Origin of the sequence: Curtobacterium sp. MCPF17_051 (assembly GCF_003234595.1) — a bacterium.
GTDB lineage: Bacteria > Actinomycetota > Actinomycetes > Actinomycetales > Microbacteriaceae > Curtobacterium > Curtobacterium flaccumfaciens.
Genome location: NZ_QKSE01000017.1, coordinates 74,290 through 91,577 on the forward strand (window position 1 = coordinate 74,290; position 17,288 = coordinate 91,577).

Annotated in this window: 11 protein-coding genes and 1 pseudogene; 10 read left to right on the plus strand and 2 right to left on the minus strand. The window is 71.4% G+C overall.

The window, feature by feature from the left end:
* Positions 1-86 precede the first annotated feature (86 nt).
* The 8 genes and pseudogenes from DEJ35_RS13835 to holA all read left to right on the plus strand — a co-directional run bounded on the left by DEJ35_RS13835 (position 87) and on the right by holA (position 12,837).
* On the plus strand, positions 87-1,499 hold the full coding sequence (locus DEJ35_RS13835; protein WP_027465275.1) for a cytochrome ubiquinol oxidase subunit I: 1,413 nt from the start codon (positions 87-89) through the stop codon (positions 1,497-1,499).
* Positions 1,500-1,515: 16 nt separating this feature from the next.
* Positions 1,516-2,520, plus strand: coding sequence for a cytochrome d ubiquinol oxidase subunit II (gene cydB / locus DEJ35_RS13840; protein ID WP_110860199.1), 1,005 nt, complete (start codon positions 1,516-1,518; stop codon positions 2,518-2,520).
* 10 nt (positions 2,521-2,530) lie between these two features.
* Positions 2,531-4,207, plus strand: a complete 1,677-nt coding sequence (gene cydD / locus DEJ35_RS13845) for a thiol reductant ABC exporter subunit CydD (protein WP_111192954.1) — start codon at positions 2,531-2,533, stop codon at positions 4,205-4,207.
* Positions 4,204-5,892, plus strand: a complete 1,689-nt coding sequence (gene cydC / locus DEJ35_RS13850) for a thiol reductant ABC exporter subunit CydC (RefSeq protein ID WP_258378494.1) — start codon at positions 4,204-4,206, stop codon at positions 5,890-5,892. Before cydD ends, cydC begins: the two co-directional genes overlap by 4 nt.
* Before the next feature lie 50 nt (positions 5,893-5,942).
* Positions 5,943-8,498 (plus strand): leucine--tRNA ligase, encoded by a 2,556-nt coding sequence (gene leuS, locus DEJ35_RS13855; protein WP_111123970.1) that lies wholly within the window; start codon positions 5,943-5,945, stop codon positions 8,496-8,498.
* Positions 8,499-8,606: 108 nt separating this feature from the next.
* Positions 8,607-9,401 carry a ComEA family DNA-binding protein gene (locus DEJ35_RS13860; protein ID WP_110860207.1) on the plus strand — a complete coding sequence of 265 codons (795 nt, stop codon included), beginning with the start codon at positions 8,607-8,609 and terminating at the stop codon, positions 9,399-9,401.
* Between the two features lie 570 nt (positions 9,402-9,971).
* Positions 9,972-11,201 (plus strand): annotated as a pseudogene (locus DEJ35_RS17725) (ComEC/Rec2 family competence protein); the annotation flags it as partial.
* A 616-nt stretch (positions 11,202-11,817) separates the two neighbouring features.
* Positions 11,818-12,837 (plus strand): DNA polymerase III subunit delta, encoded by a 1,020-nt coding sequence (gene holA / locus DEJ35_RS13875; protein WP_027465301.1) that lies wholly within the window; start codon positions 11,818-11,820, stop codon positions 12,835-12,837.
* A gap of 202 nt (positions 12,838-13,039) precedes the next feature.
* Here holA and rpsT read toward each other — a convergent pair whose 3' ends face one another.
* Positions 13,040-13,300: a 30S ribosomal protein S20 gene (gene rpsT / locus DEJ35_RS13880; protein ID WP_017886662.1), complete on the minus strand. Its 261-nt coding sequence runs from the start codon at positions 13,298-13,300 to the stop codon at positions 13,040-13,042.
* 222 nt (positions 13,301-13,522) lie between these two features.
* Between rpsT and DEJ35_RS13885 the strand changes: the two genes are divergently transcribed.
* Together DEJ35_RS13885 and lepA are read left to right on the plus strand one after the other, a co-directional pair.
* Positions 13,523-14,689 carry a pyridoxal phosphate-dependent aminotransferase gene (locus tag DEJ35_RS13885; protein WP_110860401.1) on the plus strand — a complete coding sequence of 389 codons (1,167 nt, stop codon included), beginning with the start codon at positions 13,523-13,525 and terminating at the stop codon, positions 14,687-14,689.
* A gap of 147 nt (positions 14,690-14,836) precedes the next feature.
* Positions 14,837-16,684 (plus strand): translation elongation factor 4, encoded by a 1,848-nt coding sequence (lepA, locus tag DEJ35_RS13890; protein ID WP_110860403.1) that lies wholly within the window; start codon positions 14,837-14,839, stop codon positions 16,682-16,684.
* A gap of 90 nt (positions 16,685-16,774) precedes the next feature.
* Here the strand turns inward: lepA and DEJ35_RS13895 are convergent.
* Positions 16,775-17,288 (minus strand): hypothetical protein (locus DEJ35_RS13895; RefSeq protein ID WP_220036901.1); only part of this gene is annotated, 514 nt, incomplete at its 5' end.

Below are 17,288 nucleotides of genomic sequence, written 5' to 3' on the forward strand. Positions count from 1 at the left end.
AGGGCTGTGACACCTGATGTATCCGTTCCACAGGAAGCAACTGACGTGCACGAACAGCGCGCGGCCACCCGTCTCGGAATCGCCGCATGAACGACCTCCTCGATCCGCTCCTCCTGTCGCGGTGGCAGTTCGGTCTGACGACCATCTACCACTTCCTCTTCGTCCCGCTGACGATCGGCATGGCAGCCGTGGTGGCCGTGTTCCAGACCGCCTGGTACCGGACCGGCCGCGCGCACTACCTGCAGCTGACGCGGTTCTTCGGGCGGATCTTCCTGATCAACTTCGCGATGGGTGTCGTGACGGGCATCGTGCAGGAGTTCCAGTTCGGCATGAACTGGTCGAACTACTCGCGCTTCGTCGGTGACGTCTTCGGCGCACCGCTCGCGCTCGAGGGGATCCTGGCGTTCTTCTTCGAGGCGGCGTTCATCGGCATCTGGATCTTCGGCTGGGACCGCCTGCCCAAGGGCCTGCACCTGGCGAGCATCTGGTGCGTCAGCGCCGGCACGATCATGTCCGCGTACTTCATCATCGCCGCGAACGCGTTCATGCAGCACCCGGTCGGCTTCGCGATGAACGAGGCCAAGGGTCGTGCGGAGCTCACCGACATCTGGGCGGTGCTCGGCAACAAGGTCGCCCTGGCCGCGTTCCCGCACACGCTCTTCGCCTGCTTCATGGTCGCCGCGGCGGTCATCATCTCGGTCGCGGCCTACCACCTGGCCCGCAACCAGAACCTCGAGACGATGATGCCGGCGCTCAAGTTCGGCATGTGGACCATGCTCGCGGCCGGCGCGCTGACCGTCCTGACCGGCGACCAGCTCGGACTGACGATGGTCGACACGCAGCCGATGAAGATGGCGGCGGCCGAGGCGCTGTACAACACCGCGACCGGCAAGGACGCCTCGTTCTCGATCTTCACGCTCGGCACCCCGGACGGCGTGCACGAGCTGTTCTCGATCCGGGTGCCGTACCTGCTGTCGTTCCTGTCGACGCACACGTTCAACGGCACGGTCGAGGGCATCAACGACCTGCAGGCGCAGTACACGCAGGTGTACGGCCCCGGCGACTACAAGCCGATCATCTGGGTCACCTACTGGTCGTTCCGCTGGATGATCGCCCTCGGCGTCGGCGCGGTCATGGTCTCGCTGGTCGGGCTGTGGCTGACCCGCAAGGGCCGGTTCCCGACGCAGCGCTGGGTGTGGCGCATCGCCACCTGGACCGTGCCGCTGCCGATGGCCGCGATGATCGTCGGCTGGGTCTTCACCGAGATGGGCCGCCAGCCGTGGCTCGTGTTCGGGCTGCTCCAGACGAAGGACGGTGTGTCGCCGAACGTGACCGGGCTCGAGGTCCTCATCTCGCTGCTGGTCTTCACCCTGATCTACGGCTCGCTGGCCGTCGTCGAGTTCAAGCTCATCAAGAAGGTCGCGCAAGAGGGGCCCGCCGACCCGGACGAAGTCGACGAGGAGACCGGCGAGGTCAAGCACGAAGTGACGGTCTACTAGAAATGGACGCTGCCTGATGGATCTCCCCGTTCTCTGGTTCGCGATCGTCGGCGTCTTCTTCGTCGGCTACTTCGTCCTCGACGGATTCGACTTCGGTGTCGGTATGTCCCTGCCGTTCCTCGGCAAGGACGACACCGACCGTCGGGTCCTGATCAACACCATCGGCCCGGTCTGGGACCTCAACGAGACCTGGGTCATCGTCGCCGGGGCCTGCCTGTTCGCGGCGTTCCCGGAGTGGTACGCCACGATGTTCTCCGGGTTCTACCTGGCGCTGCTGCTCATCCTCGCTGCACTCATCGTCCGAGGGGTGTCATTCGAGTACCGGCACCAGAACAAGCACCTCGAGTGGAAGCGCCGCTTCGACCTGATGATCATCGTCGGCAGTGCCGTGCCGTCGTTCCTGTGGGGCGTCGCGTTCGGCAACGTCGTCCGTGGCATCCCGATGGACGCCGGGCACAACTACACCGGCACGATCTTCGACCTGCTCAACCCGTTCGCGCTGCTGACCGGTGCCGCGACGCTGCTGGTGTTCTTCACCCACGGGGTCGTCTTCGTCGCGCTGAAGACCGAGGGCGAGATCCGCGTCCGCGCCAAGCGGCTGGCGACCCGGGCCGGCATCGTCACGATCGTCGTCGGAGCCGCGTTCCTGGTGTCGATGGCCTTCGTCCGGGCCACCCCGGCCTCGCTGGTGCTCTCCGTGGTCGCCGCCCTCGCCCTGGTCCTCGCGGTGCTCTGCAACGCCTGGGGCAAGGAGGGGCGCGCCTTCACGCTGATGGCGGTCACCATCGCCGCGATCGTGCTCGCGATGTTCACGGCGATCTTCCCCGACGTCATGCCGGCGTCGAACGACGTCGCCAACAGCCTGAACGTGTACAACGCCTCGTCCGGGGCGTACACGCTGACCGTGATGAGCTGGGTCGCGCTGATCTTCGTGCCCCTGGTCTTCGCGTACCAGGCCTGGACCTACTGGGTGTTCCGCAAGCGCGTCTCCCGCGCCCAGGTCACCGCGGCCGCGCACTAGGCGGACGACGATGAAGCCCCTCGACCCCCGACTCCTGCGGTTGTCCCGGACGGCGCGCGGCTTCATCGTCGCTGCCGCCGGCACCGGCGTCCTCCGCACGCTCGCGACCATCGCGATCGCGTGGGGGATCGCCGCGGCCGTCACCCTCGGGGTCGACGCCGTCGGCGACCGCACGGTCCCGGCGGCGTTCGGGCAGGCGCTCGCACTGCTCGGCGGCGCGTTCGTCCTGCGCGCGGTGGCCGCCTGGGCGACCGACGACCTGGCGGCACGCGCTGCTGCGAAGGTGAAGAGCGAGATGCGCACGACGGTGCTTGCCCGCGCCGCCGAGCGTGGTCCGTCGTGGCTGGCCGGCCGGTCGAGCGCCGGCTTCGCCACCACGCTCGGCCCCGGGCTCGACGCACTCGACGCCTACTTCGGCCGGTACCTGCCGCAGCTCGCGCTCACCGCGATCGCGACGCCGATGCTCCTGGTCGCGATCGGCCTGGGCGACCTGACGAGCGGGCTGATCATCCTGTTCGCCCTGCCGGTGATCCCGGTCTTCATGATCCTGATCGGCCTGGCGACGCAGTCCCTGCAGCGGAAGCAGTCGGACGCCCTCGCGAAGCTCGGTGGCGCCTTCACCGAAGCCGTCGAGGGGCTCGCCACGCTCAAGGTCTTCGGCCGTGCGCGCCGCCAGGTCGGTCGCATCGGGGCGGTCACCGACGAGTACCGCCGCGGCACGATCGGCGTGCTCCGGCTGTCGTTCGTGAGCGGCTTCGCGCTCGAGCTCGCCGCGAGCCTGTCCGTCGCACTGGTCGCCGTCTCGATCGGCATCCGCCTGGTCGACGGCTCGCTCGGCCTCGGCGCCGCGATGTTCGTGCTCGTCCTGGCCCCGGAGGCCTTCGCCCCCATCCGCCAGGTCGGCGCCGACTTCCACGCCGCCCAGGACGGCGTCGAGGCCTCGGCCGCGGTGCTCGACGTGCTGGCCCACGACGAGACCGCATCGCCGTCCGCGACCGGCAGCAGCAGCGGCAGCCGGACCGACACGGACACCGCAGCACCCGCCACCGCCCTGGACGTCCGCGGGCTCACCGTCCGCCGACCCGACATCGTGATCGGACCGTTCGACCTGCACGCCGAGCCCGGCACCGTCGTCGTGCTCGCCGGCCCGAGCGGCTCCGGCAAGTCGAGCATCATCGCGGCGCTCCGCGGTGTCCTGCTGCACGACGGTGCCGTCACCGTGCCCGGCCCGGCCGGTGCCTCCGTCGCCGAGCGCACCACGTGGGCCGACCAGCGGCCGCGTCTCGTCCGCGGGACGATCGCCGAGAACGTCGCGCTCAGCGCGACCCCCGAGGACGCCGACGTGCGCACCGCCCTGGGCGACGCGGGGCTGGGACTCGACCCGGGCCTCCAGGTCGGTGCCGGTGGCAGCGGACTGTCCGGCGGCCAGGCACAGCGTGTCGCCGTCGCCCGCGCGCTGTACCGCGCGCGCCGCGCAGCCACGCCCCTCGTGCTGCTCGACGAGCCGACGTCCGCGCTGGACGCCGAGGCCGAGGCGCGGGTCGTCGCGGCCGCCCGTGGCCTGGCGGCCGACGGCGCGGTCGTCGTGGTCGCCAGCCACCGACCGGCGGTCGTCGCCGCGGCCGACGTCCGCGTGGACGTCCGCGTCGGCGGTTCCGTGACGGTCCGCAGGGGGGTGCGCGCTTGAGCCGGGAGGCCCGTGGCCGCTCCGTCCTGCGGCTCGCGATGCCGCACGGGTCCGGTTGGGCGAAGGCGGTCGCCGCCGGGTCGCTCAGCGCGGTCTGTGCCGTCGCGCTCCTCGCCGCGAGCGGCTACCTGATCACCCGTGCCGCCGAGCACCCGCCGATCCTGTACCTGACGCTCGTGATGGTCGGCGTGCGCGCCTTCGCTCTCGGGCGGGCCGTGCTGCGGTACGTCGACCGGCTCGCCGGGCACGATGCGTCCTTCCGGCAACTGGCCGTGGTGCGGACGGAGATGTACCGGCGGCTGGCGTCGATCGCGCCCGCCGGACTCGGGCGGACCGGACGCGGCGACCTCATGACGCGCCTGGTCACCGACACCGATCGGCTGCAGGACCTGCCGATCCGCGTCGTCGGCCCGCTCGTCTCCGCCGGGGTCGTCGCGGTGCTGTCGGTCATCGCCGTGGCGCTCGTGTCGGTGCCGGCGGCGATCGTGCTCCTCCTCGCGCTGGCGGTCGCGGCCCTGGTCGGCACCGTCGTCACCCGGTCGATCGCCGAGCGCTCCGACCGCGAGACCGCCGCCGACCGGGGTCGCGTCGCGGACCTCGTGCTCGACACCGTCCGGACGCTCGACGTCTTCGCCGCCTACGGCACCCTCGACGAGCGGCTCGCGCACATCGCCCGGCTCGACGCCGGCGTCACCCGGGCCGTCCGTCGCCGTGGCTCGGTCGAGTCGCTCGTCGGTGCCCTGGTCGGCCTGGTCGGTGGCGGTGCGGTGATCGGGATCCTCGCCGTCGGTGCCCCCGCCGTGGTGTCCGGTGCGCTCGACGGTCCGCTCTGGGCGCTGGCGGTCTTCGTGCCGCTGGCGCTCTTCGAGGTCGTCGGGACCGTCCCGCTCGCCGTCCTGACGCTCCGCCGGGTGCGTGCCGCAGCGGAACGGGTCGAGCAGGTCGTGCCCGCCGAGGTGCCCGCCGGCATCGTCCCAGAGCCCGACGAGGACGCCGATCCAGCGTCGCTGGTGGTCGAGGGTGCGGTCACACTCGCCGTCCACGACCTGACGATCCGCTGGCCGGGGGCGGCCGAGCCTGCGGTCGACGGGGTCTCGTTCACGCTCGCGCCCGGCGAGGTCGTCGTGCTCCAGGGGCCGAGCGGTGCCGGCAAGTCGACCCTGGTCGACGCGCTCGTCCGGTTCGTGGAGCACGATGGCTCCTACACGCTCGACGGCGTCGAGGCGAAGGCGATGCACCCGGACGCGGTGCGGGCGCGGGTCGGCCTGATCGAACAGGACCCGTTCGTGTTCGACCAGTCGGTGCGGCAGAACCTGCTCTTCGCCCGCGAGACCGCGACCGACGACGAACTGCTCGCCGTGCTCGACCGGGTCGGCCTGGGGGACTGGGTCGTCCGACGGGGCGGGCTGGACGCCTCGGTCGGGGAACGCGGCGTGCTCGTGTCCGGCGGCCAGGCGCACCGGCTCGCGCTCGCCCGCGCACTGCTGCACGCGTTCCCGGTGCTGGTGCTCGACGAACCGACCACCGACGTCGACCCGGACCTCGGTGACGCCGTGCTGCGTGACCTCGTCACCACGGCCCGCGCAGCGGGTCGGACGGTCGTCATCGTGTCGCACGTCCCGGTGGCGCCGGACCTGGTCGACCGCACCCTGCGGATGCGGGACGGACGCCTGCTCGCCGGGTGAGCCGACAGACGGACGCGGGACGGGCCTCCCGGCTTGTATCGTTGACGACCGTGACCACCGAGCAGCACGCCGAGGACCCGAACGCCTACGACTTCCGTCGTATCCAGGAGAAGTGGCAGCCCCGCTGGGAAGAGCTCGGGCTCTTCACCACCGACCTCGACGACACCCGTCCGCGCAAGTACATCCTCGAGATGTTCCCGTACCCGTCCGGCGACCTGCACATGGGACACGCCGAGAACTGGGCACTCGGGGACTTCGTCGCGCGCTACTGGCGTCAGCAGGGCTTCAACGTGCTGCACCCGATCGGCTGGGACTCCTTCGGGCTGCCGGCCGAGAACGCGGCGATCAAGCGCGGGGTGGACCCGAAGGACTGGACCTACGCGAACATCGAGCAGCAGAAGGCGTCCTTCAAGCGCTACGCGCCGTCGTTCGACTGGACCACCGAGATCCACACCTCGGACCCCGAGTACTACAAGTGGAACCAGTGGCTGTTCCTGAAGATGTACGAGAAGGGCCTGGCGTACCGCAAGGACAGCTGGGTGAACTGGGACCCGGTGGACCAGACCGTGCTCGCCAACGAGCAGGTCCTGCCCGACGGCACCTCGGACCGCTCCGGCGCCGTCGTCGTGAAGAAGAAGCTCACGCAGTGGTACTTCAAGATCACCGAGTACGCCGACCGGCTGCTCGACGACCTGAACCAGCTCGAGGGGCGGTGGCCGGCGAAGGTCATCGCGCAGCAGCGCAACTGGATCGGCCGCTCGGTCGGTGCCGACGTCGACTTCGTGATCGAGGGCCGCGACGAGCCGGTCACGGTCTTCACCACCCGTCCGGACACGATCCACGGGGCGACGTTCCTGGTCGTCGCGCCGGACTCCGACCTGGCGGCTGAGCTCGTCTCGTCTGCTCCGGACGACGTCCGTGCTGCGTTCGATTCCTACCTGGTCGCCACCCAGAAGACCTCGGAGATCGACCGGCAGAACGCCGATCGCCCAAAGACCGGCGTGCCGCTCGGCCGGTCCGCGATCCACCCGCTCACGGGGGAACGCCTGCCGATCTGGGCCGCCGACTACGTGCTCGCCGACTACGGCCACGGCGCCGTGATGGCCGTGCCCGCGCACGACCAGCGCGACCTCGACTTCGCGCGGGCGTTCGACCTGCCCGTCAAGGTGGTCGTCGACACGAACGCCGCCGTCACCGGGGCGATCCCCGTCATCCCCGAGGGCGCGACGCTCGACGACTTCGACGTGCCGACCCTCGACCCGGTCGCCACCGGCGAAGCGCTGACGGGCCAGGGCCGGATGATCAACTCCGGGCCGCTCGACGGCATGTCGAAGCAGCACGCCATCACCGCGGCGATCGCGCTGCTCGAGGAACGCGGGACCGGCCGTGCCGCCAAGACCTACCGCCTGCGCGACTGGCTCATCTCGCGCCAGCGCTTCTGGGGCACCCCGATCCCGATCATCCACGGTGCCGACGGCACCGAGCACCCGGTGCCCGAGGACCAGCTGCCGATCGTGCTGCCGGACACCGAGGGGCTCGACCTCAAGCCGAAGGGCACGTCCCCGCTCGGTGGCGCGACCGACTGGGTGAACGTCCCGAACCCCGTCGACGGCACCCCGGCGATCCGCGACACCGACACGATGGACACCTTCGTCGACTCGTCGTGGTACTTCCTGCGGTTCCTGTCGGCGAACGACGACACCCAGGCGTTCGACCCGGCAGCCGCGCGCCGCTGGGCTCCCGTCGACCAGTACATCGGCGGCATCGAGCACGCGATCCTGCACCTGCTGTACGCCCGCTTCGTCACCAAGGTGCTGTTCGACCTCGGGTACCTCGACTTCACCGAGCCGTTCTCGGCGCTGCTCAACCAGGGCATGGTGCTGTCCGGTGGCTCGAAGATGTCGAAGTCGAAGGGCGGCGTCTCGCTCGGCGACGAGCTCGACGCGAACGGCGTCGACGCCATCCGCCTGGTGATGGGCTTCGCCGGCCCGCCCGAGGACGACATCAACTGGGAGGACGTCTCACCGTCCGCCTCGGCTCGGTTCCTGGCGCGGGCGTACCGCCTGGCGCTCGACGTCACGTCCGCACGGGACGCCGTGTGGGCCGACGGCGACCGGGCACTCCGCCAGGTCACGCACCGGTTCCTCGCCGACGCCCCCGGGATGATGGAGTCGTTCAAGTTCAACGTCGTGATCGCGCGACTGATGGACCTGGTCAACGTCACCCGCAAGGCGATCGACAGCGGGCCCGGCGCCGGTGACCCCGCCGTGCGCGAGGCCGTCGAGACCATCGCGCTCGGCCTGAGCGTCTTCGCGCCGTACACCGGCGAGGAGATGTGGGAGAAGCTGGGCTACGAGGCCACCGTCGCCACGTACGGCTGGCGGAAGGCCGACCCGACGCTGCTCGTGCAGGAGACCCTGACGGCCGTCGTGCAGGTCAACGGCAAGGTGCGTGATTCGTTCGAGGTGTCGAAGTCGATCGAGCCGGACGAGCTCGAGCAGCTCGCGCGGTCGTCGGCCAACGTGCAGCGGTACATCGGTGACCGCGAGATCGTGAAGGTGATCGTCCGGGCGCCGAAGCTCGTGAACATCGCCATCAAGGGGTAGCGACCGTCCCTTGCGTCGTCCCTCCACAGCAGGGGCGTTCGCGGCACCCGTCCACGGGTGTGACCTCCGGAGCCCGGCCGATCGGCCGGGCTCCGTAGCGTTCCGCACATGTCGTCCCCGTCGTCTCCCGGACCCTGGTGGTCCCGTCTCGCGTTGTCCCCACGGGCCGCCGTGGTGCTGGCGGCGGTCGTGGTGGTGGTCGCCGTCGTGGTGGTCCTCGTCGGGGCGCTCGTGTCGGGTGGTGGCGAGGGCGCCGGGGGCACGGGTGGCATCGTCGTGCGTGGCGCGCCGACGGCCGGTGCGGGTGGGGCGTCGGGCGCGCCGTCGCCGTCGCCGTCGGCCCCTGCTGGTGCCGGTGCCGGTGTCGGGGCTTCGTCTGCTCCGGGTGTCGGCGCGGACACGGGTGCCGGGCGGGTCGTGGTGCACGTGCTCGGGGCGGTGCGGCGGAGCGGTGTGGTCGAGTTGCCGACATCGAGCCGGGTCGGGGACGCGCTCGAACGTGCCGGTGGCGCCACCGACGACGCCGACCTCGACCGCCTGAACCTGGCCCGGGTGCTGACGGACGGCGAGCGGTTGTACGTGCCGCGCCTCGGGCAACAGGAGGTGCCCGAGGCGCTCGGGCTGATGGCAGACGGTGCTGCCGCCGGGCCGACTGCCGCTGCCGGGGCAGGGGGCAGCGGTGGCACTGCGGGCACCGGGGCCGAGGGGTCCACCGTCGTCGACCTGAACACCGCCGACCAAACCGCGCTCGAGACCCTGCCCGGGATCGGACCCGGGCTGGCCGGGCGGATCATCGCCTGGCGTGACGAGCACGGCCGGTTCACCGCGGTCGAGGACCTGCTCGACGTCAGCGGCATCGGCGACGTGCGGTTCGCCGAGCTCCGCGGTCGCGTGCGGGTCTGAGGGGCGACGGTGCAGCTCGCACCGAGTGCGATCGACCTGCGGGTCGCGGTGCCGGTGGCGGTCGCCTGGATCGCGACCGCCCTGCTCGTCGGCGTGCCCGACGTGGCACCCGTGGTCGGTGGGGCCACAGCGCTCCTGACCGGCGTCAGCGGCAGCGTGCTCCGGTGGCGTCGGGGCGCCGGGGTCGTGCCGGTCGTCGCCGGACTGCTGCTCGTCGCGGGGTCCCTGACGACACTGCTCGCGGTGTCGGTCCTCGTGGGGGAGTCCCGGCGGGCCCCGGAACCGCTGCGTGCGCTCGTCGCCGGTCCGGGGGCGGGGCACGTCGACGTCGAGGCGGTGCTGACCCGCGACCTCGTGCCGGGGGACCGCTCCGTCACCGCGAAGCTGGTGCGCGCGGACGATCTCGACGGGCTCCGGGTGCCGGTCCGGCTCGTCCCCGACCAGCACGGCGACGCACCGGGCGCCGTGCTGGCGGCTGGTGCCCGGGTCACCGTGACCGCCGCCGTGCAGCCGGACGAACCCGGTTCCGCAACCGCGTTCGTGGCGTTCCTGCGCGGGACGCCGTCGTCGGTGCCGCCCGACGGGCTGCTCGGCGCCACCGACACCGCGCGGCAGGCGTTCGTCCGGGCCACGGCCGACCTGCCGCAGCCCGGAGCGGCGCTGCTGCGCGGACTCGCGATCGGGGACCGCTCCGGCCTCGATCCGACGACCGAGGCGGCGATGGAGACCTCGGCGCTGACGCACCTGACGGCGGTGTCCGGGGCGAACTGCGCCGTGGTGGTCGGACTCGTCGTGGTCCTCGGCCGCGCCTGTGGTCTGGCACGAGGCCTGCGGGCCGCGGCGGCCGTCGCCGTGCTCCTGGTGTTCGTCGTGCTCGTGCGGCCCGACCCCTCGATCGTCCGGGCGACGGTGATGGCGATCGTGGTGCTCGTCGTGCACCTGGCCGGTCGACCGGTGCGGGGCGTACCGCTCATCGCCCTCGCCGCGGTCGGCATGCTCGTGGTCGACCCCTGGTTCGCACGGTCGTTCGCGTTCGCCCTGTCCGTGCTCGCCACGAGCGGGATCGTGGTGCTCGGCCCGCCGCTCACCGAGCTCCTGGCACGTCGTGTGTGGCCGCCGGTCGCCGCCGCACTCGCGATCCCGGTCGCAGCGCAGGTGGCCTGCTGGCCGGTGACGATCCCGCTGTCGGCGGCGCTCCCGACCTACGCGGTGCCGGCGAACCTGCTGGCGGAGCCGTTCGCGCCGGTCGTCACGGTGATCGGGCTCGCCGCGTGTGGCGTCGCTCCGGTGTGGCCGGTGGGTGCGCAGGGGCTCGCGGCCGTCGCGTGGGTCCCGGCCGCCGCCGTCGGGGGCATCGCGCACGGGGCGGCGGCCCTGCCCTACGCCTCGGCACCCTGGCCGGCCGGGGTGCTCGGTGTGGCCGCCGCCGTGCTGGTGTGCGGCTGCATCGCGGTCGCCGTGCTGGTCCGGGGGCGGCTGGGCTCCCGGTTGCTGCTCGCCGCAGGGGTGGTGGTCGTGGTCGGTGTCGCAGCGGTCACCGTCCCGGTGCTCGTCGTCCGGGGATCGGTGCCGGGCGACTGGTCGGTCGCCGCGTGTGACGTCGGGCAGGGGGACGGCGTGCTGCTCCGTGGCGACGATGCCGTCGCGCTGGTGGACACCGGCGACGACGAGGAACGGCTCCGGGCGTGTCTGGACCTGCTGGGGGTCACCCGGATCGACCTGCTCGTCCTGACGCACTTCGACCGTGACCACGTCGGCGCGGTGAACGCTGTGGTCGGCACCGTCGACACCGCGTTGGTCGGACCCGTGGGCCGCGAGTCGGACGAGCGGGTGGTCGACGACCTCCGGCGTGCCGGTGTCGACGTCCGGACGGCGGACGACCGGGTCTCCGGCACCCTCGGGCCGCTCACCTGGCGCGTGGTGTGGCCCCCGGGCGACGACCGTGCCGCCGGCAACGACGCGAGCATCGTGCTGGTCACGGGGCCGGCCGACGGAGACTCATGTGCGGCGTGCCTGACCGGGGTCTTCCTCGGCGACCTGGGGGAGTCGTCGCAACGTCGGCTGCGCAACGCCGGTGGTCTGCCGGCGGGGCCGATCGACGTCGTGAAGGTGGCGCACCACGGCTCCGCGGACCAGGACCCGCAGCTCTACCGAGGGCTCGCTGCGCGGGTCGGACTCATCGGGGTCGGCGCGGACAACACCTACGGGCATCCGACGCCGTCCGCGCTCGGCATGCTCGAGACCGCGGGCACGCTGCCGCTCCGCACCGACGAGCGCGGCACCGTGGTGCTCGCCCGCTCCGGCAGCGACGAGGTGCGGGTGTGGACGGAGCGCTCGTCGTCGGCGGCCGCCCGTAGGATCGTCGGTGCACCACTCGACCCGGCACCGTCCGGGCCGGCACCACCGGAAGGACCACATGGCCGCCAAGAAGCCCGCGCGCGCCGCAGCAAAGATCGACCAGGTGCCCTGGTCGGGGATCCGTCCGGCACCCGTCGTGCTCATCACCGGGCCCGAAGCATTCCTCGCCGACCGTGCCCGCGGTGTGCTGAAGGACCTGCTGCAGGGCGAGGACCCCGCGCTCGAGGTGCACGACCTCGAAGCCGACCAGTACGCCCCCGGGCTCCTCGCCACCCTCGCCAGCCCGTCGCTGTTCGGCGAGCCGCGACTCGTGCAGGTCACGAACGTCGAGAAGTGCACCGACGCCTTCATCACCGAGACGATCTCGTACCTGCAGGCCCCCGCCGACGACGTCACCCTGGTGCTCCGGCACGGGGGTGGCGTGCGCGGCAAGAAGCTCCTCGACACGATCCGCAGCGGTGTCGGCGGCGGGGTCGAGGTGCTGTGCGACGAGCTCAAGCGCGAGACCGACCGCATCGACTTCGTGAACGCCGAGTTCCGCGCCGCACGACGCCGGATCGCGCCCTCCGCCGTCCGGACCCTGGTGACCGCGTTCGCCGACGACCTCGCCGAACTCGCCGCCGCGTGCCGACAGCTCCTGGCGGACGAGGCCGAGGAGATCACCGACAAGGTCGTCGACAAGTACTACGGCGGTCGCGTCGAGACGAACGCGTTCAAGGTCGCCGACATCGCCCTCGCGGGTCGGTCGGCACCGGCGATCGTCGAGCTGCGGCACGCCCTGGCCACCGGCGAGGCACCCGTGCCGATCGTCGCCGCGTTCGCGAGCAAGATCCGCACGATGGCGAAGGTCAGCGCCTTCCGGGGCCCGAGCGGGCAGGCGGCCTCGGCGCTCGGCATGGCGCCGTGGCAGGTGCAGCGCGCGCAGCGTGACGTCGCCGGCTGGAGCGAGTCCGGGCTGGCGAACGCGATCATCAGCATCGCCGAGGCGGACACCGCGGTGAAGGGTGGGTCACGCGACGCGCACTATGCGCTCGAGGTCATGGTCCGCACCATCGCCCGACGCGGCGAGCCCCGCTGAGGCGAGTCGGGTCTCCCGGCCGTCCCGGCCGTCCCGCGTCGTCGAGTGAGCAGAAGACGACGTGTGATCCCCGGTGACCCGTCGTCTTCTGCTCACTCGAGAGCCCACGCAGCCCACGCAGCCCACGCAGCCCACACAGCCCACACACGACGAAGGCCCCGCACCAACGGTGCGGGGCCTTCGGACCAGAAGGGTCAGGACGTCAGAGCGACGAGACCTTCTTCGCGATGGCCGACTTGCGGTTCGCGGCCTGGTTCTTGTGGATGACACCCTTGCTCACGGCCTTGTCGAGCTTCTTCGACGCGAGGGCCAGGGCGGCAACGGCCTTGTCCTTGTCACCGGCGGCGACGGCGTCGTTGGCACGACGGATGTGCGTCTTGAGCTCCGACTTGTAGGCCTTGTTGCGCTCGGTGGCCTTGAGGTTGGTCTTGATGCGCTTGATCTGCGACTTGATGTTCGCCATGAATTGCTCCTGCTCGTCTCGTACGGGTGGGCGCGACCGCAGGGTAGAGGGGCCCTTGGTCGCATCGCGTTCCACCCGTGGGCGGGGAACGCGGAAGCCAGCCACCAACACTACCAGGCAAGCGGGCTGCCACCAAAGCACGAAACACCGCCGGATCGGCGGAAGCCCGCGGTCGACCGCGCCGAAACCCCTCGGCAACACGCACCGGATACCGTGACGGACATGCCCTCCCTCGCACCGCGCATCGACACCGTGCCCGCCTCCGGCATCCGGAGGGTCTTCGAGCAGGCGGCCCTGCTGCAGTCGAGCGGCACGGACGTCACGATGCTCGTGATCGGTGAGCCGGACGTCCCGGTGGCGCCGCACATCGGTGAGGCGGCCCGTCGCGCCTGGACCGAGGACCGCACCGGGTACACGCCGAACGGCGGGATCGCGCCCCTCCGCGAAGCCGTCCGCGACAAGCTCCGCCGTGAGAACCGGATCGAGGCCGACCTCGAGCAGATCTGGATGACGATCGGTGCGACCCAGGCGCTCTTCCAGGCGATGACGCTGACCCTGAGCCCGGGTGACGAGGTGCTCGTGCCGGACCCCGGCTACACGACCTTCACGATGAACGCCCAGATCATCGGTGCGACCCCGGTGCCGTACCGGCTGGAGCCGCAGCACGGGTTCGAACCCGACCTGCAGGCCCTCGAGGCGAGCGTCACCGAACGCACCCGGGTACTGATCGTCAACTCGCCGTCGAACCCGCTCGGCTCGGTCTTCGGCGAGGAGACCCTCCGTGCGCTCCTGGCCTTCGCGAAGCGGCACGACCTCTGGGTCATCAGCGACGAGGTCTACGAGTACTTCACCTACGGCACCCGCCACGTGAGCCTGGCGGCGCTCGACGAGGACGACCGCGTGTTCTCGGCGTTCTCATTGAGCAAGACGTACGCCATGACCGGCGTCCGCGTCGGCTACCTCGTCACGCCGAAGGGGCTCGGCGCGACGATGCGGACCACGCAGGAGGCCATGATCAGCTGCGTCGCCGAACCCGACCAGTACGCGGCCCTCGCGGCGATCGTGGGGGACCACTCGGCGGTGCGCGACGCTCGGGAGCACTACCGCGCGAACCTCGAGGTCGCGAAGGCGACGCTCGACGCCGCCGGAATCCGGTACCTCGACCCGCGCGGGGCGTTCTACCTGTGGGTCGACATGTCGCACGCGTCCGACGGGGACATCGCCGAGTGGGCGCTCGGGTTCCTGCAGCGCGAGCGGGTCGCCGTCGCACCGGGCAGCGCCTTCGGACGCACCGGCGAGGGGTGGATCCGCGTGTGCCTCGCAGCCACCGCGGACGACCTCCGGCGCGGCCTGGGTGCCCTGCCGGCTCCGGCGCACGCGACGGTCTGACCGGCGGCCGACGCCCGCCTCGTCGACCGGACCACGGCCCTGGAGGCACGGCCCGCGTCCGTCAGGCACGTGGCGGACGCGCGCCGTGCCTCCAGGGCGGGTGAAGCGTGGGAGACTGTTGCGACCGTCCGACCCACCTGAGGAACCGTGAGCCCACAAGCATCCGCTCCGCTGGAGCCCGCAGCGACCCCGGCAGACGCGATCCGCAACTTCTGCATCATCGCGCACATCGACCACGGCAAGTCGACGCTGGCCGACCGCATGCTCTCGATCACCGGCATCGTGGAGGACCGTGCGATGCGTGCGCAGTACCTCGACCGCATGGACATCGAGCGCGAGCGCGGCATCACGATCAAGTCGCAGGCCGTGCGCATGCCGTGGGAACTCGACGGTGAGACCTTCGCGCTGAACATGATCGACACCCCCGGGCACGTCGACTTCTCGTACGAGGTCTCGCGCTCCCTGGCGGCGTGCGAGGGAGCGATCCTGCTCGTCGACGCCGCCCAGGGCATCGAGGCGCAGACGCTCGCGAACCTGTACCTGGCGCTCGAGAACGACCTCGAGATCATCCCGGTCCTCAACAAGATCGACCTCCCGGCGGCCGAACCGGACAAGTACGCGGCCGAGCTCGCGCAGCTCATCGGTGGCAAGCCGGAGGACGTCCTCCGGGTGTCCGGCAAGACCGGCGTCGGGGTGCCCGAGCTCCTCGACCTGGTGGTCCGTCGCGTGCCGGCCCCCGTCGGCGACGCCGAGGCAGCGCCCCGCGCGATGATCTTCGACTCGGTCTACGACAGCTACCGCGGCGTCGTCACCTACGTCCGCATGATCGACGGCACCATCTCGCCCCGCGAGAAGGTCCAGATGATGTCGACCAAGTCGACGCACGAGATCCTGGAGATCGGGGTCTCGAGCCCGGAGCCGAAGCCCACGAAGGGTCTGTCCGTCGGCGAGGTCGGCTACCTGATCACCGGCGTGAAGGACGTCCGCCAGTCCAAGGTCGGCGACACCGTCACGAGCGCGCAGAAGCCCGCGACCCAGGCGCTGCCCGGCTACACGGACCCGAAGCCGATGGTGTTCTCGGGCCTGTACCCGATCGACGGCAGCGACTACCCGGTGCTCCGCGAAGCGCTCGACAAGCTGAAGCTCTCCGACGCCGCACTGGTCTACGAGCCGGAGACCTCGGTCGCGCTCGGCTTCGGGTTCCGCTGCGGGTTCCTCGGGCTGCTGCACCTCGAGATCATCACCGAGCGGCTGTCCCGCGAGTTCGGTCTCGACCTCATCACGACGGCCCCGAGCGTGATCTACGAGGTCACGACCGAGGACAACTCCGTGACCGAGGTCACGAACCCCTCGGAGTTCCCGACCGGGCGCATCGTCGAGGTCCGCGAGCCGATGGTCCGCGCCGCGATCCTGGCCCCGAAGGACTACGTCGGCGCGATCATGGAGCTGTGCCAGCAGCGCCGCGGCTCCCTGCTCGGCATGGAGTACCTCGGCGAGGACCGCGTCGAGATCCGCTACGAGATGCCCCTCGGCGAGATCGTCTTCGACTTCTTCGACCAGCTGAAGAGCAAGACCCAGGGCTACGCGTCGCTCGACTACGAGCCCACCGGCGACCAGGCCGCCGACCTCGTCAAGGTCGACATCCTGCTGCAGGGGGACCAGGTCGACGCCTTCAGCGCGATCGTGCACCGCGACAAGGCGTACGCCTACGGCACGCTCATGACCGAGCGGCTGCGCAAGCTCATCCCGCGCCAGCAGTTCGAGGTGCCGATCCAGGCTGCCATCGGCGCCCGCATCATCGCCCGCGAGAGCATCCGCGCGATGCGCAAGGACGTCCTGGCGAAGTGCTACGGCGGCGACATCACCCGCAAGCGCAAGCTCCTCGAGAAGCAGAAGGAGGGCAAGAAGCGCATGAAGACCATCGGTCGGGTCGAGGTCCCGCAGGAAGCCTTCATCGCGGCGCTCTCCGGCGACGTCGAAGAGAAGAAGAAGTAGCGCCGGGCGCTCAGCGCGTTTCGCGCTGAGCGACCGCTCACGCACTGCGACCGACGTGATCTGTCGGTGAGCGCGAAAGCTCGGTGCGGGTCAGTCGGTACGGCGGGCGCGAGCACGCAGGGCGGCCAGGCAGAGGGCCGGGAGGCTCGCTGCGGCCAGTCCCGCCAGTGCGGTCCGCAGGATGGCCCAGTGGGCAGCCGCGTCGAAGTCGGTCTGCTCGCCGGAGGCCACCCCGGCGACCACGGCGCCGACGACCATCGCGAGCGTCACGACCGCGAGGACCAGCGGCAGCCGACGACCGCGCTCACGCCGGACCGCCGACACCAGTGCCGCACCGAAGAGCAGCACCCCGGCGCCGGCGCAGCTCGCCCCGACGGCGGCGATGACGTTCGCGGTGTCGAAGCCGTTCCACGCCTCCGGAGCGAGCGCGACGGTGGCGTACCGGGCGGGTGACGCCGCGGCCGACGTGGTCACGTCCACCAGCACCCGGGCGGTCGCCGCCACGCCGAACGCGACGAGCGCGAGCACGGCGAGGACGGCGGTCCGGCGGTCGACGGACCGCGGACGGACGGGGGTGGGGCGGGGCACCTGCTGACGATAGCCC

Bases quoted from the DNA above. Each gene is read 5' to 3' on its own strand.
- DEJ35_RS13835 (WP_027465275.1), top strand. From the start codon at position 87: ATGAACGACCTCCTCGATCCGCTCCTCCTGTCGCGGTGGCAGTTCGGT.
- cydB (WP_110860199.1), top strand. From the start codon at position 1,516: ATGGATCTCCCCGTTCTCTGGTTCGCGATCGTCGGCGTCTTCTTCGTC.
- cydD (WP_111192954.1), top strand. From the start codon at position 2,531: ATGAAGCCCCTCGACCCCCGACTCCTGCGGTTGTCCCGGACGGCGCGC.
- DEJ35_RS13860 (WP_110860207.1), top strand. From the start codon at position 8,607: ATGTCGTCCCCGTCGTCTCCCGGACCCTGGTGGTCCCGTCTCGCGTTG.
- holA (WP_027465301.1), top strand. From the start codon at position 11,818: ATGGCCGCCAAGAAGCCCGCGCGCGCCGCAGCAAAGATCGACCAGGTG.
- rpsT (WP_017886662.1), bottom strand. From the start codon at position 13,300: ATGGCGAACATCAAGTCGCAGATCAAGCGCATCAAGACCAACCTCAAG.
- DEJ35_RS13885 (WP_110860401.1), top strand. From the start codon at position 13,523: ATGCCCTCCCTCGCACCGCGCATCGACACCGTGCCCGCCTCCGGCATC.